Origin of the sequence: Streptomyces sp. NBC_01006 (assembly GCF_045162725.1) — a bacterium.
Lineage (GTDB): Bacteria > Actinomycetota > Actinomycetes > Streptomycetales > Streptomycetaceae > Streptomyces.
In genome coordinates this window covers 1,664,435-1,690,186 of record NZ_CP108700.1, presented here as the reverse complement: position 1 = coordinate 1,690,186, position 25,752 = coordinate 1,664,435, and the positions used below count along the sequence as shown (strand labels likewise).

The 25,752-nt window shown below is 70.9% G+C and carries 28 protein-coding genes and 1 pseudogene; 21 read left to right on the top strand and 8 right to left on the bottom strand.

All coding sequences use genetic code 11. The annotated features are described in order from the left end of the window. Positions 1-78 precede the first annotated feature (78 nt). The 3 genes from OG509_RS07585 to OG509_RS07575 are packed head-to-tail and all read left to right on the top strand — an operon-like array spanning position 79 to position 2,135. Positions 79-402 carry a type VII secretion target gene (locus tag OG509_RS07585; protein WP_406181167.1) on the top strand — a complete coding sequence of 108 codons (324 nt, stop codon included), beginning with the start codon at positions 79-81 and terminating at the stop codon, positions 400-402. A 3-nt stretch (positions 403-405) separates the two neighbouring features. Continuing rightward, positions 406-1,701: an amidase domain-containing protein gene (locus tag OG509_RS07580; RefSeq protein ID WP_406181165.1), complete on the top strand. Its 1,296-nt coding sequence runs from the start codon at positions 406-408 to the stop codon at positions 1,699-1,701. Beyond that, a complete protein-coding gene (locus OG509_RS07575; protein ID WP_406181163.1) occupies positions 1,701-2,135 on the top strand; it encodes a hypothetical protein in 435 nt (144 codons plus the stop codon). Before OG509_RS07580 ends, OG509_RS07575 begins: the two co-directional genes overlap by 1 nt. An 18-nt stretch (positions 2,136-2,153) precedes the next feature. Here the strand turns inward: OG509_RS07575 and OG509_RS07570 are convergent, their stop codons facing one another. Then, positions 2,154-3,086 (bottom strand): DMT family transporter, encoded by a 933-nt coding sequence (locus OG509_RS07570; protein ID WP_406181161.1) that lies wholly within the window; start codon positions 3,084-3,086, stop codon positions 2,154-2,156. 74 nt (positions 3,087-3,160) lie between these two features. On the opposite strand from OG509_RS07570, the gene OG509_RS07565 reads away from it, so the two are divergent. After that, a complete protein-coding gene (locus tag OG509_RS07565) occupies positions 3,161-4,072 on the top strand; it encodes a LysR substrate-binding domain-containing protein (protein WP_406181159.1) in 912 nt (303 codons plus the stop codon). A 22-nt stretch (positions 4,073-4,094) separates the two neighbouring features. Here OG509_RS07565 and OG509_RS07560 read toward each other — a convergent pair whose 3' ends face one another. After that, positions 4,095-4,553 (bottom strand): pyridoxamine 5'-phosphate oxidase family protein, encoded by a 459-nt coding sequence (locus tag OG509_RS07560; RefSeq protein WP_406181157.1) that lies wholly within the window; start codon positions 4,551-4,553, stop codon positions 4,095-4,097. 76 nt (positions 4,554-4,629) lie between these two features. Here OG509_RS07560 and OG509_RS07555 point away from each other — a divergent pair, with 76 nt between their 5' ends. Further along, positions 4,630-5,244, top strand: coding sequence for a cysteine hydrolase (locus tag OG509_RS07555; RefSeq protein WP_406181155.1), 615 nt, complete (start codon positions 4,630-4,632; stop codon positions 5,242-5,244). An 80-nt stretch (positions 5,245-5,324) separates the two neighbouring features. Here OG509_RS07555 and OG509_RS07550 read toward each other — a convergent pair whose 3' ends face one another. Further along, positions 5,325-6,164, bottom strand: coding sequence for an SDR family oxidoreductase (locus OG509_RS07550; protein WP_406181153.1), 840 nt, complete (start codon positions 6,162-6,164; stop codon positions 5,325-5,327). Positions 6,165-6,262: 98 nt separating this feature from the next. Between OG509_RS07550 and OG509_RS07545 the strand changes: the two genes are divergently transcribed. Next, positions 6,263-6,634: a winged helix-turn-helix transcriptional regulator gene (locus tag OG509_RS07545; RefSeq protein ID WP_406181151.1), complete on the top strand. Its 372-nt coding sequence runs from the start codon at positions 6,263-6,265 to the stop codon at positions 6,632-6,634. A gap of 26 nt (positions 6,635-6,660) precedes the next feature. Here the strand turns inward: OG509_RS07545 and OG509_RS07540 are convergent, their stop codons facing one another. The 3 genes from OG509_RS07540 to OG509_RS07530 all read right to left on the bottom strand — a co-directional run bounded on the left by OG509_RS07540 (position 6,661) and on the right by OG509_RS07530 (position 7,998). Then, entirely contained in the window at positions 6,661-7,446 is a 786-nt protein-coding gene (locus tag OG509_RS07540) for an SDR family oxidoreductase (RefSeq protein WP_406181149.1), read from the bottom strand. Positions 7,447-7,612: 166 nt separating this feature from the next. Continuing rightward, the gene (locus OG509_RS07535; RefSeq protein WP_406187501.1) at positions 7,613-7,741 is read right to left on the bottom strand and encodes a helix-turn-helix domain-containing protein; all 129 of its coding nucleotides are present in this window, start codon (positions 7,739-7,741) and stop codon (positions 7,613-7,615) included. Continuing rightward, positions 7,738-7,998 carry a hypothetical protein gene (locus tag OG509_RS07530; RefSeq protein WP_406181147.1) on the bottom strand — a complete coding sequence of 87 codons (261 nt, stop codon included), beginning with the start codon at positions 7,996-7,998 and terminating at the stop codon, positions 7,738-7,740. Before OG509_RS07530 ends, OG509_RS07535 begins: the two co-directional genes overlap by 4 nt. A 27-nt stretch (positions 7,999-8,025) precedes the next feature. Here OG509_RS07530 and OG509_RS07525 point away from each other — a divergent pair, with 27 nt between their 5' ends. Then, positions 8,026-8,643 carry an SDR family NAD(P)-dependent oxidoreductase gene (locus OG509_RS07525; RefSeq protein WP_406181145.1) on the top strand — a complete coding sequence of 206 codons (618 nt, stop codon included), beginning with the start codon at positions 8,026-8,028 and terminating at the stop codon, positions 8,641-8,643. Between the two features lie 157 nt (positions 8,644-8,800). Here the strand turns inward: OG509_RS07525 and OG509_RS07520 are convergent, their stop codons facing one another. Further along, positions 8,801-9,532: an SDR family oxidoreductase gene (locus tag OG509_RS07520; protein WP_406181143.1), complete on the bottom strand. Its 732-nt coding sequence runs from the start codon at positions 9,530-9,532 to the stop codon at positions 8,801-8,803. A gap of 95 nt (positions 9,533-9,627) precedes the next feature. Here OG509_RS07520 and OG509_RS07515 point away from each other — a divergent pair, with 95 nt between their 5' ends. Continuing rightward, on the top strand, positions 9,628-10,476 hold the full coding sequence (locus OG509_RS07515; protein WP_406181141.1) for a LysR family transcriptional regulator: 849 nt from the start codon (positions 9,628-9,630) through the stop codon (positions 10,474-10,476). Between the two features lie 678 nt (positions 10,477-11,154). Here OG509_RS07515 and OG509_RS07510 read toward each other — a convergent pair. Next, positions 11,155-11,427 (bottom strand): annotated as a pseudogene (locus OG509_RS07510) (serine/threonine protein kinase); the annotation flags it as partial. Between the two features lie 275 nt (positions 11,428-11,702). On the opposite strand from OG509_RS07510, the gene OG509_RS07505 reads away from it, so the two are divergent. From OG509_RS07505 to OG509_RS07445, 13 genes are all read left to right on the top strand, one after another. Next, positions 11,703-12,833, top strand: coding sequence for a sedoheptulose 7-phosphate cyclase (locus OG509_RS07505; RefSeq protein WP_406181139.1), 1,131 nt, complete (start codon positions 11,703-11,705; stop codon positions 12,831-12,833). A gap of 204 nt (positions 12,834-13,037) precedes the next feature. Beyond that, positions 13,038-13,469, top strand: a complete 432-nt coding sequence (locus tag OG509_RS07500; RefSeq protein WP_406181137.1) for a cupin domain-containing protein — start codon at positions 13,038-13,040, stop codon at positions 13,467-13,469. Further along, a complete protein-coding gene (locus OG509_RS07495; RefSeq protein ID WP_406181135.1) occupies positions 13,466-14,767 on the top strand; it encodes an aspartate aminotransferase family protein in 1,302 nt (433 codons plus the stop codon). Before OG509_RS07500 ends, OG509_RS07495 begins: the two co-directional genes overlap by 4 nt. After that, positions 14,764-15,816 (top strand): ATP-binding cassette domain-containing protein, encoded by a 1,053-nt coding sequence (locus tag OG509_RS07490; RefSeq protein WP_406181134.1) that lies wholly within the window; start codon positions 14,764-14,766, stop codon positions 15,814-15,816. Before OG509_RS07495 ends, OG509_RS07490 begins: the two co-directional genes overlap by 4 nt. Beyond that, positions 15,816-16,712: an ABC transporter permease gene (locus OG509_RS07485; protein ID WP_406181132.1), complete on the top strand. Its 897-nt coding sequence runs from the start codon at positions 15,816-15,818 to the stop codon at positions 16,710-16,712. The genes OG509_RS07490 and OG509_RS07485 overlap by 1 nt, the downstream gene beginning before the upstream one ends. Further along, positions 16,709-17,515, top strand: coding sequence for an ABC transporter permease (locus OG509_RS07480; protein ID WP_406181130.1), 807 nt, complete (start codon positions 16,709-16,711; stop codon positions 17,513-17,515). Before OG509_RS07485 ends, OG509_RS07480 begins: the two co-directional genes overlap by 4 nt. A gap of 3 nt (positions 17,516-17,518) precedes the next feature. Next, the gene (locus OG509_RS07475; RefSeq protein WP_406181128.1) at positions 17,519-19,018 is read left to right on the top strand and encodes a phosphotransferase; all 1,500 of its coding nucleotides are present in this window, start codon (positions 17,519-17,521) and stop codon (positions 19,016-19,018) included. A gap of 12 nt (positions 19,019-19,030) precedes the next feature. Beyond that, complete coding sequence (locus OG509_RS07470; RefSeq protein ID WP_406181126.1) at positions 19,031-21,145, top strand: glycogen/starch synthase; 2,115 nt, start codon at positions 19,031-19,033, stop codon at positions 21,143-21,145. Next, on the top strand, positions 21,138-22,334 hold the full coding sequence (locus OG509_RS07465) for a sugar phosphate nucleotidyltransferase (RefSeq protein ID WP_406181124.1): 1,197 nt from the start codon (positions 21,138-21,140) through the stop codon (positions 22,332-22,334). Before OG509_RS07470 ends, OG509_RS07465 begins: the two co-directional genes overlap by 8 nt. Beyond that, positions 22,327-23,355 carry an ROK family protein gene (locus OG509_RS07460; protein ID WP_406181122.1) on the top strand — a complete coding sequence of 343 codons (1,029 nt, stop codon included), beginning with the start codon at positions 22,327-22,329 and terminating at the stop codon, positions 23,353-23,355. Before OG509_RS07465 ends, OG509_RS07460 begins: the two co-directional genes overlap by 8 nt. Beyond that, positions 23,352-24,275, top strand: coding sequence for a sugar nucleotide-binding protein (locus OG509_RS07455; RefSeq protein ID WP_406181120.1), 924 nt, complete (start codon positions 23,352-23,354; stop codon positions 24,273-24,275). The genes OG509_RS07460 and OG509_RS07455 overlap by 4 nt, the downstream gene beginning before the upstream one ends. Next, positions 24,272-24,880 carry an NUDIX domain-containing protein gene (locus tag OG509_RS07450; RefSeq protein WP_406181118.1) on the top strand — a complete coding sequence of 203 codons (609 nt, stop codon included), beginning with the start codon at positions 24,272-24,274 and terminating at the stop codon, positions 24,878-24,880. The genes OG509_RS07455 and OG509_RS07450 overlap by 4 nt, the downstream gene beginning before the upstream one ends. Continuing rightward, complete coding sequence (locus OG509_RS07445; RefSeq protein ID WP_406181116.1) at positions 24,877-25,731, top strand: HAD family hydrolase; 855 nt, start codon at positions 24,877-24,879, stop codon at positions 25,729-25,731. Before OG509_RS07450 ends, OG509_RS07445 begins: the two co-directional genes overlap by 4 nt. The last annotated feature ends 21 nt before the right edge of the window (positions 25,732-25,752 follow it).

Here is a 25,752-nt window from a genome sequence, read left to right as displayed (position 1 = left end):
TGAGGACTCGCCGCGTTGCTGACAAAACGCACGCATGAGCGAAGTTAGGCTGTTCGGGAACAACTCATGGGGGAATGCGTGGACATAGACGTCAAGACGTACTACGTGCGGCAAAGCGCGGGTGGTGCCGACGCGGCTGCCGAGAAGGCGTTGGAGAACCTCCGCAAGTCCCTCGATTCGAGCGACACGGCAGCCGATGGGCACCACGGCTGGGCCTCCGCGGGGGCGTTGAAGCGGTGTGCGACCGCGTGGGAGGACCACATGGTCGACCTGGGAAAGCAGATGAACACCATGGCCGACAACCTCCACACCACGGCCAACGCCTACGACACCACCGATGCCCAGGCGAGGGACGCCTTCGGCAGGCTCCGGCACGGCCTCGCCGACTTCGGGAGGAACTGACCCGTGGTCGCCTATCACGACCTGTACGACTGCCGCGTGGACCAGTGGCAGAAGGCCGCGGACGACTGGGTCGACCTTGCCCGGCGCTCCTCTTCCGCCTGCGAGGACATCCGCGCGCAGGGCAAGAAGCCCCTCGATGACCACTGGGCGGACGCCACCGGCAAGCAGGCCGGCAAGCGCCTGGAGGACCTCGCCGACCGTCTGGAGTCCGGCGGCGACATCATGAAGGGTGTCGCCATGGTCCTCGACGCCCTGGCCCATTCCATGGGCTTCGCCCAGCGCACCCTCTTCCACGCGGCCGAGCTGGCGAGGGAACACGGGCTGAGCATCCAGGACGGTCACGCGGTGGGCGCGTACACGGGCGCCGCACCCGTCGGCCCGAACGTCCCGCAGAACGTGCGCGACGCCTACACCAAGGAACTGGGCCACATCTCCGAGGTCAACGCGCTGATAGAGGAAGCCCTGCGCGAGGCTTCTCAGGCGGACGGGAAAGCCTCCGCCGAGCTGGACAAGCTGGCGACGACCATCAATGTCGCCGACACCTCACAGGCGCACAATGAGATCCTGGTCGAGGCGTCCCACATCGAATTCGACATGCTCAGGGCGGACATCCCGGTGGGGAGGGACCCGCACCTCCAGCGCGCCTGGTGGGACGGCCTGACCCCGCAACAGCAGAAGGACCTCATGCGGGCCGATCCCGTGACCCTCGCCGACCTCAAGGGCCTGCCGCCCGAGGTCGGACGCGAGCTCCGCGGGCCCGACGGCAAGATCGACCGGGTCGAGATGGTGCGGTACGCGCTGGACCACTGGGACAAGAAGGACGACCTCGATTTCAAGAACAACTGTGCCAATTTCACATCGTCGGCCCTGGAGGCCGGCGGGATGCAGAAGAAGTTCGACTTCTGGCTGGGGCCCGGCGGGGACAACACCTGGGGGCGGGAGAGCGGTGTGGGGGTGGACAGGATCGACCGCCGGGTCTACCACTCCCGCTCTTGGGGCCTGGCCAAAGACCTGCACGGCTTTCTCCTGCACAACGGCGGTGAGGAGGTCACGCGATCGGAAGCGCGTCCCGGCGACGTGATCTTCTACGAGCAGATCGCTCCCGACCCGGACGAACCACCGGGGGAGATCTACCACGCTGCCGTGGTGACCTCGGTGACCCCTGACGGCGACGTCAAGTTGAGCCAGCACACCAGCTCGTTCCAGAACGTGAGTCTGGAAAGTCGCGAGCACGTTGCCACCCGGAACCATGGCGAGCAGCGCATCCACATCGTCCGACCGCACCCGAATTGGTACTGATGGACATTTCTTCCGCCGCCACCTCGCCCGCCGCCTCGCGAGGCCGCACGGTCACCCCCGGCATGGTGATCACGGCATTGCTCGTGCCGGTCGTGGCTGTGCTCGGCGTGCTCTCCTCATTGCACGTCGAGGACATCGACATGGCATGGGTGCACCGGCAGCAGGCGGCCTGTCGGCACATGCCCTTCCCGAAGGTGGAGTACGTCTTCGCGTGGGCGGGTCCGGTCCTCGGGCTGTCAGCCATGCTCGTCTGCCTGCTGCTCGCCCGGTGGATCCGGCGGCGTTGTGGGGTCCGGATCTGGGACACCTGGCCGGGACTCCTGGCCTTCGTCGTCGCCCTGCTCAACGTCGTGGCGATCCTGCTGGAGCTGTTCATGCTGTGGACCACCAACACGCCCGACGGTTCGGGGCCGATCCTCGGCGACTGCGGGTAGGCACCCGCGCCCCGCGGGCTAGCGGCGCCGCGTCTGGGTCAGCGCCGCCCCCGCCAGGACGATCGCCGCGCCCACCGGGGTGTTCCAGTGGAGCTGTTCGCCGAGGAGCAGGACGCCCGCCGTGGTGGCGATGACCGGGATGAAGTACGTGACCATCTGGGCCGTGGTCGGGCCGACCTCCGTCACCAGCCCGTACTGCATCTGCAGGGCCATTCCCGTACCCAGGGCGCCCAGTGCGACCACCGACAGCGTCGGCCAGAGCGGGAACGAGGTGGGAGCCGAGGTGAACGCGGCGCTCACCACCAGCAGTTGGAGCGTGGACAGCATCAGCTGCGCGCCGGTCAGCGCCACCGGCGAGCCCGGGACCGAGGCCAGCGTGCGCCGGACGTAGATCCAGCCGATCGGGTAGCAGAGCGAGGCGAGCAGGGCGAGCGCGGTGCCCTTGGCGTCGATGCCCGAGAAGCCCTGCCAGGCTCCGAGGACCGTCAGGACGCCGAGGAAGCCCAGGCCCAGGCCGGCGAAGCGGCGGCGCGTCGGGCGGTCCTCGGACAGGGCCACCAGCGACAGCGCCATGCCCCACAGCGGCGAGGTGGCGTTGCAGATCCCGGCCAGGCTCGACGGGATGCTCAGCTCGGCGTACGAGAACAGCGAGAAGGGGGCGGTGTTGAGCAGGAGCGCCGCCACGAACAGGTGGCCCCAGGTGCGGCGGCCCCGGGGGAGCGGCTCGCGGCGGACCAGGAGCACGGCCAGCAGGGCGAGCGCTCCGGACAGTACCCGGCCGAGGGCGACCTGGAAGGGGGCGTAGGCCTCCGTCCCCACCTTGATCAGCAGGAAGCTGAAGCCCCAGACCACCGAGAGGATCGCGAAGCGGAGCCGCCAGTCCACACGGGCGGTGCGGGCGGGGGTGACCGGCGGGGAGAGGGTGGGGCGAGGGGTGGCGGGTGCGCTCATGAGGAGAACTCTGCTCCGCTCAACTACGTAGGACAAGCGAGATTTCTTCGCAGCGACGGCGTAGCATTGCTTACATGTTGAACCTGGAGCGCCTGCGCACCCTCGATGCCCTCGCCCGTCACGGCTCGGTCAGCGGAGCGGCCGACGGGCTCCACGTCACGACCTCCGCCGTCTCGCAGCAGATGGCCAAGCTGGAGCGGGAGGTCGGCCAGCCGCTGCTGGCCAAGAACGGCCGAGGGGTCCGGCTCACGGACGCCGGACGGCTGCTCGCCGATCATGCGGCCCGGATCATCTCCCAGGTCGAGCTCGCCCAGGCCGACGTGGAGGCCCAGCGGGGCTGCGCCGTCGGTGAGCTGCGGATCGGCGCCTTCCCGACCGCCATGCGCGGGCTGCTGCCCCAGGCGCTGACCGCCCTGCGCGCCGGACATCCCGAACTGCGGGCCCTGGTACGGGAGCAGGAGCCCGAGGACAGCATGGCTGCGGTCGTGCGCGGGGACCTCGACCTGGCGCTGGCCATCGACTGGCACAACAAGCGGATGCCGGTCCCCGCCGAGCTCACGCGGGCGCACCTGCTCGACGACTCCTGCGACATCGCCGTGCCGGCCGGCCACCGGCTGGCCGACCGCGACCGGATCTCGCTGGCCGAGTTCGCCGACGACGACTGGATCTCCTGGAACGAGGGGCAGTTCTGTCACGAGTGGCTCGTGTACACACTGCGCGGAACCGGCGTCGAGCCGCGCATCGCGCACATCGCCGAGGAGCACCACACCCAGCTGGCCTTCGTGGAGGCGGGGCTCGGGGTGTGCGTGGCGCCCCGGCTCGGGCGCGGTCCGGTGCCGGCCGGGGTCCGGCTGCTGCCGGTGAGCGACGCCGTCCGGCGTCACGTGTACGTCGTCTGGCGGGCGGACGCGGACCGGCGGCCCTCGATCCGGGCCGCCGTGGAGGCGCTGGGGCAGGCCGCCGCCGCGGTGGAGTTGGTGGGGTAGGCGGAGTAGGCGGAGCGGTACGTCAGAGCTTGCGGAAGTCCCAGGAGACGATCGACTCCGGGGTGAGGCGGATCCAGGCGTGGCGGCCGTCGTGCGGCATCTCCTCGATGCCGAAGTTCTTTGCCGGAAAGAGCCGTTCCGCCTCGGCCAGCTCCGGGCAGGGTTCGCCCGTGCGCGGGGCCTCGCCCACGAAGACGGCGCTGCCGGAGAGTTCGACCCCGCGCAGTTCGTCGTACGCCTCGCCCGCGTCCACGACCACCGAGATCCGCGAGTCCTTGCGCAGGTCCGACCAGCGGCGGCTGCGCGTGATCGAGTACAGCCACAGAGAGCTGCCGTCCCAGGCGAACCACAGGGCGCCCACGTGCGGGCGGCCGTCCGCGGAGACGGTCGCCACCCGGCAGGTGCGCTGCTCGCGCAGGAAGGCGTCCACTTCCGCGTCGGTCATCATGATGCGGCGGCCCCGCCGCTGTGATCCGTCCATCCGTCCCGCACCCCTTCACATCTGACTGAGTGTCAGGAATCATGCGGGATCGATCGTCGTCACGCCAGGGGGAGCCATGCCGGAACTCGATCCCGCCACCACCGCGCTGCTCACCGTCGAGTGCCAAAGCGGCGTCGTCGGCGAGGAGAGTGCCCTGCCCGAGCTCGCCAAGGAGGCCCGGGACTCGGGGATGCTGGGGCGGGTGGCCGCGCTGGTCGACGCCGCTCACGCGGTCGGCGTACAGGTGCTGCACGCGATCGCCGAGCGGCGGCCGGACGGGCTGGCGGCCAACGACAACGCGCGGCTGTTCCGGGCCGCCGGGAAGCTGCCCGTCCGGCAGCTGTCCGGGAGCCGGGCGGTGGAGGTGGCGGCCCCCATCGAGGTGGCCGAGAACGACCTGGTGGTCCGCCGGCTGCACGGCCTCTCACCGATCGCCGGCACCGACGTGGACGCCCTGCTGCGCAATCTCGGCATCCGTACCCTCGTCGTCGCCGGGGTCTCCTCGAACATCGCGATCCCGAACACCGTCTTCGACGCCGTCAACCTCGGCTACCGGGTCGTGGTGCCCTCCGACGCCATCGCGGGGGTGCCCGCCGCGTACACGGCCGAGGTGATCCGCAACTGTCTGGCGCTCGTCGCGACGATCACCACCGCCGACGCCCTGCTGGAGCAGTGGGCTCCCTCCGCATGATCGCGGACACCGGCGAAACGACGTGCCAAGGCCCAGCCCGCGCCCCGTCGGCGGCGAGCTCGGCGCGCCGCTGCCCAGGTTCAGCGGAACGCGGCGATATTGCGGGCGGCCCAGTCGGCGAACGGGCGCGGGGCGCGGCCGAGGACCCGCTCGACGTCCGGGCTGACGCGCAGCTCGGCCGGGTTCGGCGAACCGAGGATGGTCAGGGTGTCCTCGGCGAGCTCGGCCGGCATGCTCTGGGCCATGGCGGCCTTGGCCTCGTCGCGGGTGAGGTCGTGAAACCGCACTGGCCGGCCCAGCGCGGCGGCGATGGCCTCCGTCTGCCGGCGCGGCGTGATCACCTCCGGGCCCGTCAGTTCGTACACGCCGCCGCTGTGGCGGTCGTCGAGCAGGCAGGCCGCCGCGGCCTCGGCGATGTCCGCCGGGTCGACGATCGGCACCCCGACGTCGCCGAAGGGCGCGGCGACGACGCCCCGCGTGCGGATGGAATCGGCCCACCACAGGGCGTTGGAGGCGAAGCCGCCCGGCCGCAGGATGGCCCACTCCAGGCCGGACTCCCGCAGTACGTCCTCCAGCGCGCGCATCGCGATCCGCGTAGCGCCGAAGGGCCTGGTCGCCACGCCTTGCGTGGAGAGCAGGACGACCCGGCGGACCCCGCCGGCCTCGGCTGCGGCGATGATGTCGGCCGGGCCGGCTCCGGCGGCGTGCATGTCGCCGGACAGCAGCAGGAACAGTGCCTTCGCCCCGGCCAGAGCCGGCTCAAGGCCGGCCGGCTCGGCCAGGTCGGCCGCGACGTGGCGGACGCCGTCCGGCACCGCCGCCGCGTGCCGTGAAACGGCCGTCACCTGCTGGCCCGCCTCGGCCAACACCCGCGTCAATGGCCGGCCGACATTCCCCGTAGCCCCGGTCACCACGATCATGATCAGCTCCTTGTTCGATGTTCGATGCCCTCAGTGGTCTTCACGCTAGGAGCCGGGCTTACTTTTCGTAAGGACATACCTCGGGGTAAGCTCATCACGTGACAGAAGGTGCGCAGCTCACGAAGGTCGAGACGGGGAAGCGGTATGAGGTGTTTCACACCGACTGCCCCGCGCGCGATGTGGTCGACCACGTAACCAGCAGGTGGGGCATCTGGGTGTTGATCTCCCTGCGCAGCAACAACCTCCGGTTCTACGAGCTGCGCGAGAGCATCCACGGCATCAGCGAGAAGATGCTCGCCCAGACCCTGCGCGCGCTGGTCCAGGACGGCCTGGTCTGGCGGGAGGTCGAGCCGACGACCCCGCCCCAAGTCACCTACGGCCTGACCGAGTTCGGTCGGGACATCGGCGAGCCGCTGGAAGAGCTGTTCGGCCGGATCACACGGCGGTTGCCGCCGCGCGGCGCGCAGTAGCGCCGATGGACCGCTGACGCCCGGCGTCAGACGGTGGGGGTGGTGCCGCCGTCGATGACGTGTTCGGCGCCGATGATGGCCGAGGCGCGGTCGGAGACGAGGAAGGCGACGAGTTCGGCGACTTCCTCGGGCCGGTTGGGGCGGCCGAGCGGGATGCCGCCCAGGGAGTCCATGAGGCGGCCCAGTGCCGCTTCCTGGGTGATGTCTGCTTCGTGGGCGATCCGGGCGACGAGGTGGTCGGCGGCCGAGGTCTGGACGAAGCCGGGCGAGACGGTGTTGACGCGGACGCCGTGCGGGGCGACCTGGTTGGCCAGGCCCTTGCTGTAGGTGGTCAGGGCGGCCTTGGCGGCGGCGTAGGCCAGGGTGCCGTTCCACAGCGGCATGCGGCGCTGGATCGAGGTGACGTGCACGACCGCGCCCTTGCCCATGGCGATCATGTGCGGCAGGAGTGCGCGGTCCAGGCGGACGGCGGCCAGCAGGTTCGTGTTCAGCTCCCTGGACCAGTCGTCCTCGCCGAGTGCCGCGAACCCTCCGGCCGGCGCCGCGGAGCCGCCGAGGGTGTTGACCAGGATGTCGACGCCTCCCACGCGGGCGTCCACCTCGGCGGCTACGTGGGCTGCGCCCTGAGCCGTGGACAGGTCGGCGGCGATGAAGGCCTTCTCCTCGACGTCGTCGGGGCGACTTCGGGCGGTGACCAGCACGGTTGCGCCGGCTTCGGCGAGACGTCGGGCGATGGCGACCCCGGTGCCCTTGGTGCCGCCGGTGACCAGGGCGCGTCGGCCTTCGAGGGATTCGCTGATGGATGTGGTCACGGGGTGCTCCGATCCCGGGTGCGGGCGCGGTAGGCACCGCTCCCGTCGCTACTTCTGAAATAGAAGCCAGTAACTTCGACTCTAGCAGTAACTGGCGAGATGGTCGCCGTGGCGAGCCGGATCAGGCTGGAGGACCGGCCGTCCGTACCGCGGTGCGGTGTGCCGCTCAGTTCTCCGGCGGGACGGTGGAGCGGGCGTACTCGGTGGGCGTGAGGCCGTAGCGCTTCTTGAAGGCCCGGATGATGTGGCTGCTGTCCGCGAACTGCCAGTACGCGGCGAGCTCCGAGACGCTCAGCCGGAAGCCAGCTGCGGCTCCGCGTCGTCGACCCGGCGCCGCGCCACCGCCTTGGCCAGCTCGATGAGTGCGCTGTGCGCGGCTTGCACTCCCGCGGGCCCGAGACCGGTGACCGTCTCGTAGATCATGTTCGAGTGGGCCGCCAGCAGGCGTACTTCGGCGCAGTCCGCCGGCCCGGTGATGCTCTGCCGTGGCCCGAGCAGTGGTGTGAGCAGGGCTGCGGGTAGGACGAGGACCTTCGCTTTCGTGTCCGGCACCGTCTCGAAGTGCAGGGGCCGTCCGATGTGGCGGATCAGGAAACGGACGTCTCGGACCTCGCCGCCGTCACCGCGGCCATGGACGGTGTGGCCGAGCGGTTCGGGCGCCTGGACGTGCTGGTCAACAACGCGGGGGTGGCGATTCCGGGCACCGTCGAGCAGATCGACATGGAGGACTATCGGACCATGGTGCGCACCGATATCGACGGCGCCTTCTTCGCCGCCCGAGCCGCACTGCCCCACCTGCGGGCAGTGCGCGGATGCATCGTCAACGTCGGATCCGTGGCGGCGCTGCGCGGTGAATGGAACCAGGCCGCCTACAACATGACCAAGGGTGCGCTGGTGAACCTGACCAACTCGATGGCACTGGATCACGGCCGGGAGATCCGGGTCAATGCCGTTCACCCCGGCGTGACGCTCAGCAGGCAGGTCCTGCGCGCCGCACTCGCCGAGGGAACTCCACTGCACGAGCGCTTCGCCGAGCGCGTACCCATGGGCCGGCCGGCCGAGCCCGCCGAGGTCGCGGCCGTCATCGCGTTCCTCGCCGGTCGTGACGCCGGCTACCTCAACGGAGTGCACATACCCGTGGACGGTGGACTGACCGCATCGGACGGCCAGACCGACCTGTACAAGGCCGACGACTGACAAGGCCGACGGGCACGGACTGGGTGCGCCCTGTCGCGGCCATGGGACGCGACGGTACGACCGGCCATTTGCGGTGCCACCAAGGTCTGTTCAGTTCTTGTGTGCGCCGTGTCGCCGGCGTGGAACTGCCGAACCCGGCCTCGGTCCGCCGTGCACGTCACCAGGGCACTTCGCCGGCGTCGTCGAAGAACCTGCCGGTCGGGCCGTCGTCGGGCAGGGTCGCGAGTTTGACCGCGATCGCCGCGCCCTGTTCGGGGGTCCGTACGCCGCGGAAGCCGTTGAGGTCGGTCGCGACGTAGCCGGGGCACGCGACGTTGATCAGGATGTTCGTGCCGCTCAGCTCCCGGGCGTACTGGAGGGTGACGGCGTTCAGGAACGTCTTCGATGGCGAGTACGCCACGGCCGCAGGACCTGCCGTCTGGTCTGCAGCGGGTCCTGATTGGCGGGTGAGGGAGCCCACGCTGCTGGACATGTTCACGATCCGCGGTGAGGCGGAGCGGCGCAGCAGTGGCATCATCGCGTTGGTCACGCGGATGACGCCGATCACGTTGGTCTCCACGACCGTCCGGATGGTGCCGGGATCGACCTGGGTGGGCTCCTGCGGCATGCCACCGCTGATGCCGGCGTTGTTGACGAGCACGTCGAGGTGCCCGGCCCGTTCCTCGATCAGTCGCGCGGCGGCGCTCGCGCTCGCGTCGTCGGTCACGTCCAGCGGTACGCCGAACGCGTCGACGCCGGCCGCGCGCAGCTTCTCCACCGCGGCCTGGCGGCGCTGATCGTCGCGGGCGCCGACGCCGACGCTCCAGCCGAGGGCGCCCAGGCCTGCGGCGATCTCGTAGCCGATTCCCTTGTTCGCGCCGGTGACCAGCGCAATCGTTCGTTCACTCATGGGAATCATGCTGCCTGCGGAGCCGGCGGGAGGTCCAAGACCGATCGGGTGGGCGGCGATACCGTCCGGGTATGGATCCGGAGTACCGTGGTCGTATGGAGACGCGGGAACTGCGCTATTTCGTCGCGGTCGCCGAGGAACTGCACTTCGGGCGCGCCGCGCAGCGGCTCGGGATCGCACAGCCGCCCCTCTCGCGGGCGATCCAGCAGCTCGAACGGCGGCTCGGGGCGGCGCTGTTGGATCGGACCAGCCGTACCGTCACGCTGACCGAGGCCGGCGCGGTGCTGCTGGCCGAGGGCCGCGCCGCCCTCGACGTGGTCGAAGCCGCCGAGCGCCGCACCCGCCGCGCCGCCCTTGCCGCGACCGGCCATCCCGGCCTGGTCCTGGTCACGAAGGCCAGCGCGTCCAGCGAGCTGCTGGCGAAGCTGCTCGACGCGTACGCCGCCGAACCCGGCGCGGTGCCCGTCGACGTCATCCTGTGCGGCCCGGCCGAGCAGGGACGGCTGCTGCGCGAGGGCCGGGCCGATGTGGCGTTGCTGCACCGGCCGTTCGACTCGACGGCCGGGTTCGACACCGAGGAGCTCAGCACGGAGGGCCAGGTCGTGGTCCTGCCGGCCGGGCATCCGCTCACCGTCCGGCCCCATGTGCACATGGCCGACATCACCGGGCTGCCGGGCCTGCCCCTGCCACGCTGGCCCGAGCCCGACGGTACGTACGCTCCCGGCCCCGGCCCGCAAGTTCGCGACCACGCGCAGCTGTTGCAGCTCGTCGCGCTCGGCCGTGCCTGCGCGGTCTCACCGGAGTCGTGCCGAGCCCAACTGCACGACGACCTCGCCGCCGTGCCCGTGCTGGACGCGCCGACGGTCACCACGGTGATCGCCTGGCCATCGCACAGCCGGTCCAGAGCCGTCGCCGACCTCATCCGGACTGCACTGCGTCTCTAGTGCCGCATCAGGCGGCGTTCGCGGGCGACGGCCCGGAATCCCGGTGGGGCGCGACGATCACGGCGCCTACTCTGGCGCTGGGAGTCCCTCGGTACGCGTCGGGGAGCGGCGAGTGTCCCTTTGATTGCAAGGCTTGATGAATGGATACCCTGGGAAAAGGCTTACAGAAGTGACAGCGACGCACTATGTCACACCCTTGCGTGAGGGCGGCTCGTTCCCCGGGATCGTCGAGGCCGACGACCTCGGGACCTACGTCATGTAGGTCCCATGGTCAGCCCCTTGACCTGCGGATACTCTGGTGGGCACGGCAGACCGTGGAGTCCACTGTGCCACCCACCGGGGATACCGCCGTACCGCGGGTCCGTCGGGCCCGACTCTTTCGTCGGCTGACTGGAGTCCAGCGCCTGGGTGCGGGCCGGGGCGTCGATGCCGGGGGGCGGGCCACGGCGGCCTGTGTCGGAAGGCGGGGTGCGGTGGCGGTGGTGTGCTGCGGCTGCCGATGGCCTTGGCCGTGTGCGAGTGTGTTGCCGCCCCAGACGGTCCAGGCCGGGAGGACGCTTCCCGGCTTGACCACGGTGTCGAAGCGCAGGCCTGCCTCGATGCCGGGGGTGGGGGCCGTCCAGTCGATCAACCGGGATCCGACCTTCAGGGGCCAGCCGACATCCTCCAGGGGACGGGACGCTTCGGCGAGGTCTCGTCGAGCGAGGGCCCGTCGACGAGTTCCATGACGATGACCGGCATACCCTGCTCTTCGGTCACGTCGTGCCCGGTGGCCACGCTGCTGTGCCGGATACGGGCCGCGGCCTGCGCCTCGCGCTGCATCCGGGTCCGCCGATCGGCCAGTTCGGCTGCAGAGGCGTCGGTGAAGGCGCGGAGTACCTTGACGGCGACCTCCCGGTCGAGCAGTTCGGGCACGTCGGCGGGCTCATGACCGCACCCAGGGCGGGGCAAGGGTGCAGTGGGGCCGGGGCCTGCCCGGCAGCCGGCGTCGGCCCGGCATGCCGCGCCCCTGCAAGAACCCACTGACGCTTTCGTTAATTCCTTGCAACAGAAGACGATCACTGTTTAGCCTCGGTCGATCACCAATGACGGCCAGTCCGGCTATCCGACCGACCTATCTGAGGAGTGTTGTGACGGCGCAGGCATCTGTTGTGCAGCCGGGAGTCTTAGGCGACGACAGAGGTTTCACACTCCATGCACCGGACGGAACCTCGTACCGCGTCGATTTGGCGAACGACGTCCTCGCCCCCGGAAACCCCCTGCTGGCGGACTACTGCGAGGGCCGCCGGGTGGTCGCCTTCCTCAGCCCGACCGTCGACCGGCTCTACGGGCAGCAGCTGCGTGCCTACCTCGGGGCCCGACTCGCCCCGGACAGCTGGAGCGCGGTCGTTCTGGAGGGCGGTGAGCAGCGTAAGACCATGGCGTCGGTCGAGGAGATCTGTGCCCGGGCCAAGCTGGCAGGGCTCGACCGACGCGGAGTGATGCTGGCCGTCGGCGGAGGGGTCACCTGCGACCTGGTGGGCTTCGCCGCGGCGATCTACTGCCGGGGCGTGCGCTACATGAAGGTCAACACCACGCTGGTCGGCCAGGTCGACGTGGGCGTGGGCGTCAAGACCGGCGTCAACGCCCTCGGCATCAAGAACATGCTTGGCGCCTACCACCCGGCGCATGCCTCCCTCAACGACCGCGCCTTCCTCCGGACTCTGTCCCCCCGCCAGATACGTTGCGGGCTCGGCGAGATAGCCAAGATGGCGATCATCAAGGATGCCGCCCTGTTCAGGGTGCTGGAAGAGTGCCCGGAGGTCTTTCAGCGGCCGGACCCTTCGTCGGCCTGGCTCACCCAGGCGGGCCTCGGGAGGCGCGGCGTCGAGGACTACGTGATCCGTACCTCGATGGCTCTGATGATGGAGGAGCTCTGCCCCAATCTTCGTGAGCACGACCTGGCCCGCCTGGCCGACTTCGGCCACACCTTCGGCCCTGTGATCGAGACGGCCGGCGAATACCGGATCGCGCACGGCGAGTCCGTCGCGATCGACATGGCTCTCTCCAGCCAGCTCGCCCGGGTCCTGGGCCTGATCGACGCCGAGGACTGCGAACGGATCCTCAGCTTGCTCATCGCGCTGGGTCTGCCCGTCCACGACGCCGGCACCTGCACCCCCGACCTGATGAACCGAGCCCTGGAAGACTCCTGGGAGCGGCGGGGACGCAGACTGCACCTCGTGGTGCCCGAGGGCATCGGCTCCGGGGTCTTCGTGGATGACCTGGACGACATCCCGGCCGGCGCCCTGGACGAGGCGCTGCGGGCACTCGATGCCCGGGCCAAGGCGCAGTCCGCCCCTCTTGTGACGGTGCGCTGAGGGGTCCACCCGGATCCTCGGTGCCCCCTCCGCCCCCCCCAGAACCGGCGGCGCCCGCCCGTGCGGTTCCCGCCTTCGCCGGACAACAGGGGCCTCCTCGGCGTATGTGACGACGCCGCGTTCCCCGGCCGCACGGTCTGCTCCGGTCTCCCTCGCCCCGGTCCGACCAGCCGTATACAGACAGCCCCTTGGAGCCGCACCCCGATGAGCCCCGCCCAGCCGGATCCGACGCACCCGCACGCAGACCCCGCCACTCCCGGACCCACCCGTGCCAGGATCACCAACCTGTACGAGGGGCTGCTGCGCGAGGTCACCGGAGACCACGGCGGCAACGGCACCATCCTGGCCCACCGCGCCTACCGCCGGGAGGAGGCCCCGGCGCCGATCGCCTTCGTGGACCTGGTCGTGCTGCCCCCGCACACCTCCATCGGGTTACACCGGCACGCCGACGACCACGAGACGTATGTCATCCTCTCCGGCCGTGGCCGAATGACTCTGGACGGTGCGGAGTTCGGCGTGCGCGAGGGAGACGTGATCACCAACCGTCCCTACGGAGAGCACGGTTTGGCCAACGACGGCGACACCGAACTCAAGCTCCTGGTCTTCGAGGTCGGTCCGCTGGATGGTGCCCGGTGACCGGCCCCCGCCAGCTGGAACAGCTGGACAGGGAGGCGGCGCGGCTGGCCCCCGGCGCCTCGGAGGAGTCGGCGCTGGGCCGCCGCGTCTTCGTCGAGGGCCGCGGCGCGGTCCTCACCGACCTGGACGGCAACCAGTACATCGACCTCGCGGCCGGCACCCTCACCCAGTCGCTCGGGCATTGCCACCCGGAAGTCGTCGCGGCGCTCGCCGAACAGGCCGCCCGCCTGTGGAACGTCCACGACTTCGCCACTGCCGACCGCGCGGGCCTGTGCGACCTGCTCGCCGACCTGCTGCCGGAGTACCTCGACACCTACTCCTTCTTCTCCACCGGCGCCGAGGTCGTCGAGGCCGCACTGCGCACCGTCCAGGCCGTCGCCGAGCCCGGCCGCAACCGGGTCGGGGCACTGCGGTACGGCTTCCACGGCAAGACCCAGGGTGCCCGCATGCTCGTCCACTGGGACATCGGCAACCAGGCCTTCGCGGGCAACAGCGTCCTCGGCTACTCCCCCTACTGCTACCGCTGCCCGCTCGAACTCGCATACCCGTCCTGCGGGGTGCGCTGTGCCACCCTCGTACGCCGGCACATCGCCGAGAAGTCCAATGTCTCCGCGCTGGTCTTCGAGCCGGTGCTCGGTGCGGCCGGCGTCATCGTGCCTCCGCCCGGCTACTGGGAGCAGATCGCCGACAGTTGCCGTGAGCACGGCGTGCTGCTGGTCGCCGACGAGGTCCTCACCGGAGGCGGACGCACCGGCACCTTTCTGGCCGCCGAGCGTTTCGGCATCGAGCCGGACCTGGTCGCCCTCTCCAAGGGCATGGCCTCGGGCTTTCCGTTCGCCGTGCTGGCCGGTCGCTCCGACGTGCTGCGCCACCCGCAGGTGGGCCGTGCGGGCTCCACCGCCTCCACCTATTCCAACAACCCGCTGGGCATCGCCGCGGCCAGGGCCACGCTAGAGGTCGTCCGCCGCGACACCCTGATCGAGCAGGTCGACGTCCTCGGTGCCCTGTTGAGCGAAGGGCTTGTCGAACTGCAGGCAAAACATGCGGTATTGGGCGATGTGCGAGGCGTAGGGCTGCTGTACGGGCTGGAGTTCGTACGCGATCGCGACACCCGTGAACCCGCGCCCGAGATCGCCCGCGAGGTCTACCTGGCCGCGCTCGATCTGGGGCTGCGGACCTCGATCGGGGGCCACATCATCCGGCTCGCCCCGCCGTTCACCATCGACCGAGACCTGCTGGAGGAAGGCATCGCCCTCCTCGGCCGGGCCCTGGAACGCGTCACGGGAGCCGAGCGGTGATCGTCGCGGAGAACCTGGCAAAGGAGTTCAAGGTCCACGAGCGGAAGCCCGGGTTGCTCGGAAGCCTCAGCACCCTGTTCAGCCGGGAGTACCGGCTGGTGCGCGCGGTCTCCGGGGTCTCCTTCGAGATCCCCGCCGGGGCGAAGGCCGCGTACGTCGGCGCCAACGGAGCGGGCAAGTCCACCACCGTCAAGATGCTCACGGGCATCATGAGTCCAACCTCGGGCCGCGCTGTGGTGGCGGGCTTGGAGCCGTACCGGGAGCGGCGGCGCAACTCGGCCAACATCGGGGTCGTCTTCGGCCAGCGCAGCCAGCTCTGGTGGGACTTGCCGGTACTGGATTCCTTCCGGATCCTGCGCCGTATCCACGAGATCCCCGACGCCGTCTACCGACGCAACATGGACCTCTACCGGGACGTGCTGGACCTCGGCGCCCTTGGCAACACGCCGGTGCGGCAACTGAGTCTCGGCCAGCGGATGCGCGCCGAGGTCGCGGCCAGTCTCCTGCACGACCCGAAGGTGGTGTTCCTCGACGAACCGACCATCGGCCTCGACCTGGTCCTGAAGGAAGCGGTCCGCGAACTGGTGAACCGCGCCAACGCCGAACTCGGCACCACCGTGATGCTGACCAGCCACGACATGGGCGACATCAGTGCCATCTGCGACCAGGTGCTGGTGGTCAACCGGGGCGAGGTGGTGCACCGGGGCACCATGCACGAGCTGCTGCGCACCGCCGACACCCGCGCGGTGGTCTTCGAGCACCGTCAACAGCCGGAGCACCAGGTCGGCCATGGCAGTACCGACCGCGGGACCGCACTGATCGAGGCACATCTTGACGGGGCGTCGGCGACCCTGGTCGACGGCGGCCGAATCAAGGTCGAGTACCCCGCCGACCGATGGTCGGCCCGCCAGGTGATGGGGTTCCTGCTGGAGCATTTCGACGTCACCGACTGCGTGGCCCCCGAACCGGACCTAGAGATGGTGCTGCGCCGCATCTACACCGGCAGCGGCAACGGACCGTCCGCCGGGATGCGGGAGACAGCTGCCTGATGTCGACGTCAAGCCACGGGACGAAGGGGCGGCCGGGTCCGTCAGGGGCGGCCGGCTCACGCGAAGGAAGGTGGGCCGGTACGAAAGCCACCGCCACTCTGCGCCGCTACACGCCGTTCGCCACGGCGAGTCTGCAGGGGCTGCTCCAGTACCGCTCGACCTTCCTGATCAACGCCCTCACGGCGACGGCCGCGGTCGGGGTGCAGGTCTTCCTGTGGCGCGCGGTGTATGCCGGCCGCGAGGGCGGCCTGCCGGGTGGCTACGACCTGCCCCGCCTGACCACGTATGTGCTACTGGCCCAGGTGCTCGGCCTGCTGCAGGCCAACCGGGTGGACGAGGAGGTCGCAGGGGAGGTCCAGCGCGGTGACATCGCCGTCTCGCTGCTGCGGCCGGTCAGTTATCCACTCGCCCGTTTCGCCGCGGGCCTTCCGGTTTCGCTGACCAACGCCACCCTGGTCGCGGTGCCGGTGGTGCTCCTCTACGCGCTGCTGCTGCCGCTCACCACCCCGACCTGGCCCGGTGTCCTGCTGTTCGCGTGCTCGGCCGGTCTGTCGCTGGTGATCGGCTTCGCCGTGAATCTGCTGGTCGGGCTGGCCGGGTTCGTCACCACCAATGTCTGGGGCGTCCGTATCGTCAAGGACAGCGTCGTCGCGTTCTTCGCCGGGCAGGTCGTCCCGCTGGCGCTGCTGCCCGGGCCACTGGCCGCCGTCGCGTCCGTGCTGCCCTTCCAGGGCATGGTCGACGGACCGCTGCGGCTGCTCCTCGGCCGGTACGACGGTCCGGTCGACGCCGCAGGCATCCTCGCCGTCCAGCTGGCCTGGGCCGCGGCGCTGACCGTGCTGGCCGCTCTCGCCTGGCGCCGTGCCGTGCGCCGCCTGGAGGTGCTCGGCGGATGAGACCGCTCGCAACCGCCGCCCGCTACATCCGGCTCACCTGGCATCTGAGCGCCATCAGCGTGAACCGGCTGACCGAGTACCGCATGGACTTCATCCTCGGCGCCGGCGGACTACTGCTGCGTGTGATCGGTCAGGTCGCCGTGATCGGCGTGATCTTCCGGCAGGTTCCCCTGATCGCCGGCTGGCACTACCACGAGGTGCTGTTCCTGTTGGGCTTCTCGTTCCTGCCGCGCGGCCTGGACCGGATGTTCACCGACCAGCTGTGGATCCTGGCCCGCAAGCTGGTGCAGAACGGCGAGTTCTTCCGCTACCTCATCCGGCCGGTCCATCCGCTGTTCTCGCTGCTGTCCGAGCGCTTCCTCTACCCGGACGGCTTCGGGGAACTGCTCACCGGAGCTGCCCTGGCCTGGTACGCCGCGGCCCACCTGGGACTCGACCTGGGCGTCGGGGAGCTGCTGTTCGCCGCACTGCTGGTCCTGTGCGGCGCGTTGATCCTCGCCTCGATCAAGACGCTTTTCGCATCGCTCGCGTTCTGGACCACCAGCAGTTTCCCGGCTCTGTACGCGGCCAACCAGCTCGGTGACTTCTCCGGTTACCCCCTCGACCTCTACCACCCGTCCCTGCGGTGGCTGCTGACCTGGCTGCTGCCCTACGCCTTCACCGCCTACGTCCCCGCGACATACCTGTTGTTCGGGCACACCCGCATGCTGCCCTGGCTCTTCGTGGTGACCGGTGGGCTGGTGATTCTCGCCCTGGCCGTCTGGCACCGGGGCGTCGACCGCTACGAGATGACCGGGAGCTGAACCTTGGACACCCTGCTGCTCGGCGGGCCACCGCCCGCCACGGTCGAACTGCTGCGTGCCGCCCCCTGGATGGACGAGAGCACCCGTCACTCCGGCCACGTGGTACTCCTCGACCAGGCCACCCTCGGCGAGGTCCGGCTGCTGATCGTCGGCACCCCGGAAGCCACCCCGGGAGGCCCTGCCTCCGAGCGCAGCCAGGGCGCGGGCACCGCCACACGCTGGTTCGTTCCCGTTCTCGACGCCGATCCCGGCCGTGGCGCCGAGGGCACCGCAGCCTTCGACCGGCTTGTCGTGAACGCCTTGCGCGAAGGACTGCGGGTGACCACCCGTCGTGGCAATGTCATCGAGTTCCGCGGCGAACCCGCCCCGTACGAGGGGCAGCTGCCCTTCGATCCCGGCTGGTGCTCCAACACCCTCTCCCTGCTCGACCTCGGCGGCACGGCCCACGCCCACAAGGCCTACCGCCGGATCGGCGACGGCACCCGCGAGCCCGAGCTGCTGCGCCTGATGGTGGGCAGCGGCCGCACTCAGCAGCCCGTCGGCGAGTACGCCTACGTGGACACCGCCACCGGACGCCGCGAACCCCTCGGAGTGCTCTACCGCTACGCCGAGGGGGAGGGCTTGAACGTGCCGCTCCGGGCAGGCATCCGGGCCCTGTGGCCCCTGCTGCACGCGGGCACCGGCCCTCGGGCTGCCGTCACCGAATCGCAGCAGGACCTGACGGCGCTCCTGCGTGCCGCCGGTCGATTCCTGCGCGGCTTCCACCAGGAGCTCGCCGAACGGCTCGCCCCGCACCCCGATTTCCCGGCCGACAGCTTCCTCAGGGAAACGGCCGGGAAGCTGGGCGCACTCACCCCGCTGATCCTCGCCGACACCCGCATCCCGGTCGAGGTGAGGGAAGCCGCCGCCACCGGCATGGCCCGCGAGCTGGCCCGGATCGCCGACCTGCCACCGCGGCCATGGCCCGTCGGCCCCTGCCACGGCGACCTGCACCTGTCCCACGTACTGTGTCAGGAACTCCCCGGCGGTATATGGGATTTCCGTCTCATCGACCTGTCCACCCCGATCCTGGACCCGGCCGACCCGTCGACCGCCCAGTCGCCCTGGCAGGACCTGGCCGCACTCACGCGCGGCCTGGAGATCTTCACCGCCGACGAGTTCACCGACCAGGCCGCGGACACCCTCGGCATGGATCCCGAGGACACCTGTCGCGCGGCCCTCCTCCAGGCCGCGGGCGTCCGTCCCGACACTCCCGGCTGGACGCCGGAGAAGCTCGGCGAGCTGGACCGGCTGCGCGCGTCCGCCCGGCTCTGGGCAGCCCGTGCCGGAGACCTGCTCGTCGACGACGGCCCAGCCCTCTCAGGCCACCCCGCCCGGCGGCTGTTCCGGCTGCGCCGTCTGATTCACGAGCTGGACTACGCGTACGCCCACGACCGCGCATACCACGCGGCGATCAACCTGCGGCATGCCGTGGAGGCCAGCGCCCTCCCGGCCGCCCGATGAGGACCGGCACCCGTGCACATCATTGAGACCTACTTCGAGTGCGGGGGCTTCGACCACCGCTTCCTCCAGGGCGGCATATCCGTCTATCTCTGGAACCTCTCCAAGGCGCTGGCCGACCAAGGCCACCGTGTCTCCGTCGTCACCCCCGCCCACGGCCGCCTCGACGACCTGCGCGGTTCGTACGACCTGGAACGGCTCGACTACGAGGACCGCTACGAACTGCCTCTCGTCCTCGACCCGCACACGTGGGGTGAGCGCTTCCCCGCCGTGGTCAGCGTCCCGCTGACCACCACCGCCCACCGGCTCCGCCTCGATGGGATCGACGTGTACTTCCTGTCCAACCAACTGCTCGACGAGCTACCGGACCGGTTCTACCCGCCGTACGACACCAAGGGGCGGGACCTGGTCTTCTTCAAGCCGCTCGCCTATCAGGTGGACACCATCCGTTTCGTACGCGACCGGTTCGGGGACGAGGAGGCACTCCTCCACGCCCACGAACCGTATTACCACTACCTGATGCCGGCGGCCTTCCGGGACGACCCGGCCAAGCGCGTGGTCGGGACCGTCCAGAGCAACATGCCGATCACCAAGAAGGTCTACCGTCCCAAAGTCGAACGGCTCCTGGAGTTCTTGGGCGTCCCGCACGTACTGCCCGCCGAGGACGAGTCCCCCGACCGCCCTCGCACGGAGTACGAGACGGTCATGAGCGCCTACCAGCAACGCACCCACCTGCACTACGAGTACGGGCCCGGTCACGTCCGCGTCTACGACATGGTCGCCGAGCACGCGGACCTGGTCGACTTCCTCTCGCCCGGACACCTGGAGTTCTACACCGACTTCGCCGACACCCCCTTCGAGCAGCTCTTCACCCGGCTGCCGGTCCATGACACGGTGCGCCGCAACGCCCACAAGAGCTTCGTCGGCGGCTGTGCCATCGGCGCCGGCTGGACCACGCCGGAGCGGCCGGCCGTCGACCGCACCTCCGTCCTCGCCGGCCTCGGCCTCGACCCCGCCCTGCCCACGTTCTTCCACAACGCCCGCTACGCCGTGAACCACAAGGGCCAGGTCGAACTGTTCCGGGCCGTCGACCGGGTCCTCGGCGAGGGACTGGCGGCCAACTTCATCCTGCGCTGCCTCAGCGACGGCGGCATCGACGACCCTTACGTGCGCGAGGTCGTCGAGCGCCACAAGGGCCGCATCCACCTGGAGTGCGAACGCGTCGACGAGCGCCGGATCGTCGAGTACGCCGCCTCATCGGACTACTGCGTCTTCCCGTCCAAGTTCGAGATGGACACCTTCCTGATCGCCCAGGGCGAGGCGATGGCCGCCGGCGCCGTCCCGATCGCCACCGCCCAGCTGGGCATGGCCCACTTCGGGCACGTCGCCGACCCGCTGGACGGCGCCGACGCCGCACGGGCCACCGGCTTCGCCGTCCACCGCTCCTTCGCCGAGGACGACGCGCTCCTGGCCGACTCTCTCGCGCGGCGCATCCACCAGGGCGCGACCCTGCTGCGCGAGCGCCCTGAGGAGTACCGCCGGCTGCGGACCAACGCCATTGCCACCGCACGGCGGTTCACCTGGGAGCGCGCCGCCCGCCTCCACCTGGAGGCCTTCACCGCGCTCCAGGAGGGGCGGCGGCCCGCGATCGGCGTCGAACTGCTGCTGCGGCACGGCTGGTTCGACCTGCTGCCCGACGAGGCGTACGAGACCCATGGCGACGCGATCGCCGAGGCCGCCGCCCGGCTCGGCGACGCCGAGACGTACCGGCGCTGCCGCCCGCTGGACGGGCCCGCGGCCCGCGCTCTGTTCGACACCGCCTGGGAGCGCGCCGACTTCGCCCGCTGCGAGTACGCCGCCGATGTGGTCCCGGAACTGCGCGCCCTTCTGGACGGCCGTTGCACGCTCACCGACGGCCGGATCGTGTACCGCCTGCCGCACGCCGAACGCGTCGAGCTGGTCCGCCTCGCCCCTCCGGCCCCCGGGCGCGGGGGTGTGACGGTACTTCCTCTGGAACGGACCGGACCAGGCGAGTTCACTTGTGAACCACCGGATGCCGGAGGGGACCTGCACCTGCTGCTCACCCTGACCTCGGGCCGCTCCACCTGGGACGTGGTGCGCCATGGTTGACGGAGTGCGCGCCGTCCTGCTGGCGGGCGGCGAGGGCCGCAGGATGGGCAGACTCGGCCACGGCCGCCTCAAGCCGCTGGTGCCCTTCGGCGGCTCCTGCCGGCTGATCGACTTCTCGCTGGCCAACGCCGAGGCATCCGCTCTGGGCGAGGTGCTGCTTCTCTCCCAGTACGAGGAGCAGCACCTCATGGACGACCTGCACCGCACCTGGTGGCGGCCGGGCTTCCGGGTGCACTTCGGTCCGTACGACCGGGCGTACCGCGAAGGCGCCGGGTACCGCCCGCCGGTCTGCCCGGGTCCGCCGGAGCGCGGCACGGCCGATGCGCTGATCCGCAAGGCCCCGTACCTCTTCGGGCCCGGCACCTCCGAGGTGCTGGTGCTGCACGCCGACCACGTCTACCGCTTCGACTACGGTCCGCTGATCGTCGCCCACCGCCGCTCCGGTGCCGCACTGACCCTCGCCTACCAGCGGATCGAGCGACGGTACGTCCACCTCTTCGGCATGGTCGAGTTCGACGGAGCGGGGCGGCTCACCGCGTTCGTGGAGAAGCCCGCCGAGCCCACCAGCGACCTCGTCTTCGCCGCCTTCTGCGTCTTCGACGCGGCCCGCCTGCACCACTACCTGGAGAGGCTGGACGGCACCGACTGGCAGCACGACATCAGCCGGGACGTCATTCCCGCCATGCTCGCGGGAGGCGAGCGCATCCTCGGCCACGAGGTCCCCGGTCACTGGGAGGACATCGGCACGGTCGACCGCTACCACCGGGCCCACCAGACGCTCCTGGCGGAGGGTGCGGTTCTGACACCTGATCAGCTTCCCCTCACGGTGATGCCGTCCGTGCGGCGCGGGATCGTCTCCGCCTCCCCCGGCATCGTCCGCAGCATGGTTCCCGCCGACCTCGTCAACCACGGTCGGATCGAGCGCAGTGTCGCCTTCCCCGGCGTCCGTGTCGGCGCCGGGGCACGCGTGCGCCGCAGCGTGCTGCTGCCGGGCGCGCGTGTGCCCGCCGGCGCCGAGATCGACTCGGCGATCGTGCTGGAGGACGGCACCGTGCAGTACGTGGCGGCCCCGCACACCCCCGGAACCGCGGAGGCCCCAGGACCCCGTCGCGAGACCGCGACCGGACAGGCGGCCACCGAGGACGATCGGCCCGCCGTCACCGGACCCACCGGAGGACCACGTGCCTGAACGCGCCTTCACCGTCGTCGACCTGGGCGGCACCACCCTGCGGATCGCCCGCTACTGCGCCGGGACGAACACGGTCTCCGACGTCCGCCGCATGCCCACCGACGGCATGGCCCGCCGCCCCGGGGCGTCCGTGTCCGTCCTGCAGTCCAGGGTCGTCGAGCAGCTGGCCGTCGTCGCCGCCGAGGCCGTCGAGCGGCACGGCAGCCACGCGCTCGCCGTCGCCTTCGCCGGACCGGTCACCGCCGACGGCCGTGTGGTGACCGCTCCCACCGTCTGGGGCGAGCGCGGGGCACCCCTGCCCCTCCGTCACCTGCTGGAGGAGCGCCTCGGAATCCCTGTCGTCGTGGTCAACGACCTGACGGCCGCCGTGTGGCGCTATGCCACAGGACCGGACGAGCAACCGTTCTGCCTGATCACGGTGAGTTCCGGGATCGGCAGCAAGGTCTACCGAGCGGGGGAGGTGCTCCTCGACGCCGAGGGCCACGGCGGCGAACTGGGTCACTGGACGTGTGACCCTTCGCCGTACGCGCCCCTGTGCGACTGCGGAGGACGTGGCCACCTCGGGGGGATCGCCTCCGGCCGGGGCATGCTCGCCGCGGCCCGCCGGGCCGCCCTCGCCGACCCGCAGGGCTACGCCCGATCGTCGCTCGCCGAGGTGGCACCCGACCCCGAGCTGCTCGACAACGCGGAGCTGGTCGCAGCCGTGCGCGACGGGGACGCCCTCGCGACGGCGGTGCTGCGCGGCGGTCTGGCCCACCTCGCCTCCGCCGTCACCTCCGTTTTCACCTCGATCGGTGTACGCCGCTACATCCTGATGGGTGGTTTCGCACTGGCCGTCGGACCTCGCTATGTCCAACTGCTCACCGAGGAGCTGGAGCGCCTGGGCTGCTTCGGCCTCGACTCGGCGGAGATCCGGCGGATGGTCGAACTCGGAGCACCCGACGACGACCACGGGCTCATCGGCGCCGGACGGCTGCTCGCCGCGACGGACGACGGGCGCAGGGAGGTGACGGCGGCATGACCCGCATCACGGCCACGAGCGCGCCGATGCCCGGCTCGACCACCCTGGTCGTCGGCAGTGGTTTCGTGGGCCGGGCGGTCGCCGCCCGGCTCACCGCGCGCGGCGACACCGCGGTCCTGGCCTCTCGCCGCCCGCCCGCGCGGCAGTCCGGGCCCTGGGTGCGCCTGGACGCCGCTGATGCGGCCTCCTGCGCCCGCGCGGTGAAGGAGGTAGGGCCTGACCGGCTGGTCCTGGTGCACGGCCCGTCCGACGTCACCTGGTGCGAGGCCGATCCGGTGCGCGCCGCCGAGCTGCACGCCGCGGCGGCGGCCAACCTCACCGCGGCCGCGCCCGGCCGCCGTACGGTCCTGATCTCCACCGACAACGTCTTCGACGGCACCTCCCCGGTCAATGACGAATCGGCCGCCACGGCGCCCGCCAATGCCTACGGACGGGCGAAACTGGCGGCCGAGCGCATCGTGCGCGATGCCGGCGACGCGACCGTGCTGCGGGTCAGTCTGGTCTACGGCTGGGAACCTGCGGACTCCGCCAAGTGGCTCAACTTCTTCGCCGCCTGCGCCCACCGGCTGCGCGGCGGGGAGCGGGTGGAGGCCCCCGACGATCAGTGGACCACCCCGGTGCTGGTCGACGACGTCGCCGCCGTGAGCGCCGCTGCCCTGACCGCGGGGACGCCCGGCCTCCTGCACCTCGGCGGCCCCGACCGCGTCTCCCGAGCGGCATGGGCCGAGATCATCGCCGACGGCCTGGGCGTGCCGCGTTCCCGGGTGGTCCGGGTGCCCAAGGCGCACGGCCGGTACGCCAGCCGCCCCACTCATACCTGCCTGACCAGCACCCTGCTGGACGACTTCCTGCTCCAGCACGGGCTGCGGGTGCGCGGAGTCGTCGAGGGGGCCCGCGACCTGATGGAGGCCGCCTCGTGATCCGAACCGTCCGTTCCCGTGAGGTCTACCGGAACCCCTGGATGACCGTCCGTGAGGACGACATCCGCCGTCCCGACGGCAGCCCCGGCGTGTACGGCGTCGTCGAGAAACCGGACTACGCACTGGTGATCCCCCGTCAGGACGACGGCACCGTGCACCTGGTCGAGCAGTACCGGTACCCGGTCGGCGGGCGCTACTGGGAGTTCCCGCAGGGCTCCTGGCCCGAGGGCCACGTCGGCGAGGCCCCGCTCGACCTGGCCCGCGCCGAACTGCGCGAGGAGACCGGGCTGCGGGCCACCCGGATGACCTACCTCGGCCTCGTACACGTCGCATACGGCTACGCGTGTCAGGGCTGCCATGTCTACCTTGCGGAGGGGCTGATCCCGGGCGAGACCGAACGCGAGGCCACCGAGGCGGACATGTGCCAGCGCTCGGCCGACCCGGGGGAGTGGCGCGAGCTCGTCCGCGCCGGCCGGATCACGGACGCTGCCACGCTGGCCGCCCACACGCTGCTGACGCTGCACGAGGAGGTGCGGAGCGAGGGAACCTGTGGCGGGACGGGGTACAGGGAGACCGGCAGCCGGTGCGGGGAGGCCGGGCGATGACGTTCCCCCCTTACAGCCGCCCGGCCCGCTTCGCGGTCGTCGCGACCGACCTGGACGGCACGCTGCTCCGCGGCGACCTCAGCGTCTCCCCGCGCACTCGGACGGCACTGGTCCGGGCCACGGCGCTCGGCGCCCGCCACCTGGTGGTCACCGGCCGCCCGGCCGCCGGCTGCCGCAGCCTGCTGGAGCCCCTGGGCTACCGAGGCCTCGCGGTATGCGGTCAGGGCGCTCAGCTCTACGACGTCGGCGCGGACCGGCTCCTGTCCTCGGCAACCCTGGACCGGTCCACCGCAAGGGAGCTGGTGGAACGCATCGCCGAGTCGGCCGGACCGCTGGAGCTCGGCGTGGTCACCGCAGGCCTGTCCGGCGAGTTCCTGGTCACCCCGGGCTTCGGGGAGCGCGTCCGGCACGGCTGGCGGCTCGTCGAGGGCCACACCGACCTGTGGACCCGACCCGTGGAGAAGGTGCTGATCCGCAGCCGCCGCCTGGACGACGACGCTCTCGCCGCACTGGCGCACCGGGTCTGCGCCGGCCGGATCGCCGTCACCCACTCCGGGGAGGACATGGTCGAACTGCTGCCCGCCGGAGTCAGCAAGGCGACCGGCCTGGCTGCGGCCGCCCGCAGGCTGGGTTTCAGCGCCGCCGACACCGTTGCGTTCGGCGACATGCCCAACGACATCCCGATGCTCGAATGGGCGGCCCACGGCGTCGCCATGGGCAACGCCCACGCCGCACTGCGCCGTCACGCCGACGAGATCGCCCCGACCAACGAGGAGGACGGCGTCGCGGTGGTTCTGGAGCGCCTCTTCCCGCCCGCGCACGCGGCGCAACCCGCCTCGACCCACCTCTGACCGTCCACCCTCCGAGGGAGA

Bases quoted from the DNA above. Each gene is read 5' to 3' on its own strand.
- OG509_RS07575 (WP_406181163.1), top strand. From the start codon at position 1,701: ATGGACATTTCTTCCGCCGCCACCTCGCCCGCCGCCTCGCGAGGCCGC.
- OG509_RS07570 (WP_406181161.1), bottom strand. From the start codon at position 3,086: ATGAGCGCACCCGCCACCCCTCGCCCCACCCTCTCCCCGCCGGTCACC.
- OG509_RS07565 (WP_406181159.1), top strand. From the start codon at position 3,161: ATGTTGAACCTGGAGCGCCTGCGCACCCTCGATGCCCTCGCCCGTCAC.
- OG509_RS07560 (WP_406181157.1), bottom strand. From the start codon at position 4,553: ATGGACGGATCACAGCGGCGGGGCCGCCGCATCATGATGACCGACGCG.
- OG509_RS07555 (WP_406181155.1), top strand. From the start codon at position 4,630: ATGCCGGAACTCGATCCCGCCACCACCGCGCTGCTCACCGTCGAGTGC.
- OG509_RS07550 (WP_406181153.1), bottom strand. From the start codon at position 6,164: ATGATCGTGGTGACCGGGGCTACGGGGAATGTCGGCCGGCCATTGACG.
- OG509_RS07520 (WP_406181143.1), bottom strand. From the start codon at position 9,532: ATGAGTGAACGAACGATTGCGCTGGTCACCGGCGCGAACAAGGGAATC.
- OG509_RS07515 (WP_406181141.1), top strand. From the start codon at position 9,628: ATGGAGACGCGGGAACTGCGCTATTTCGTCGCGGTCGCCGAGGAACTG.
- OG509_RS07500 (WP_406181137.1), top strand. From the start codon at position 13,038: ATGAGCCCCGCCCAGCCGGATCCGACGCACCCGCACGCAGACCCCGCC.
- OG509_RS07485 (WP_406181132.1), top strand. From the start codon at position 15,816: ATGTCGACGTCAAGCCACGGGACGAAGGGGCGGCCGGGTCCGTCAGGG.
- OG509_RS07480 (WP_406181130.1), top strand. From the start codon at position 16,709: ATGAGACCGCTCGCAACCGCCGCCCGCTACATCCGGCTCACCTGGCAT.
- OG509_RS07465 (WP_406181124.1), top strand. From the start codon at position 21,138: ATGGTTGACGGAGTGCGCGCCGTCCTGCTGGCGGGCGGCGAGGGCCGC.
- OG509_RS07455 (WP_406181120.1), top strand. From the start codon at position 23,352: ATGACCCGCATCACGGCCACGAGCGCGCCGATGCCCGGCTCGACCACC.
- OG509_RS07445 (WP_406181116.1), top strand. From the start codon at position 24,877: ATGACGTTCCCCCCTTACAGCCGCCCGGCCCGCTTCGCGGTCGTCGCG.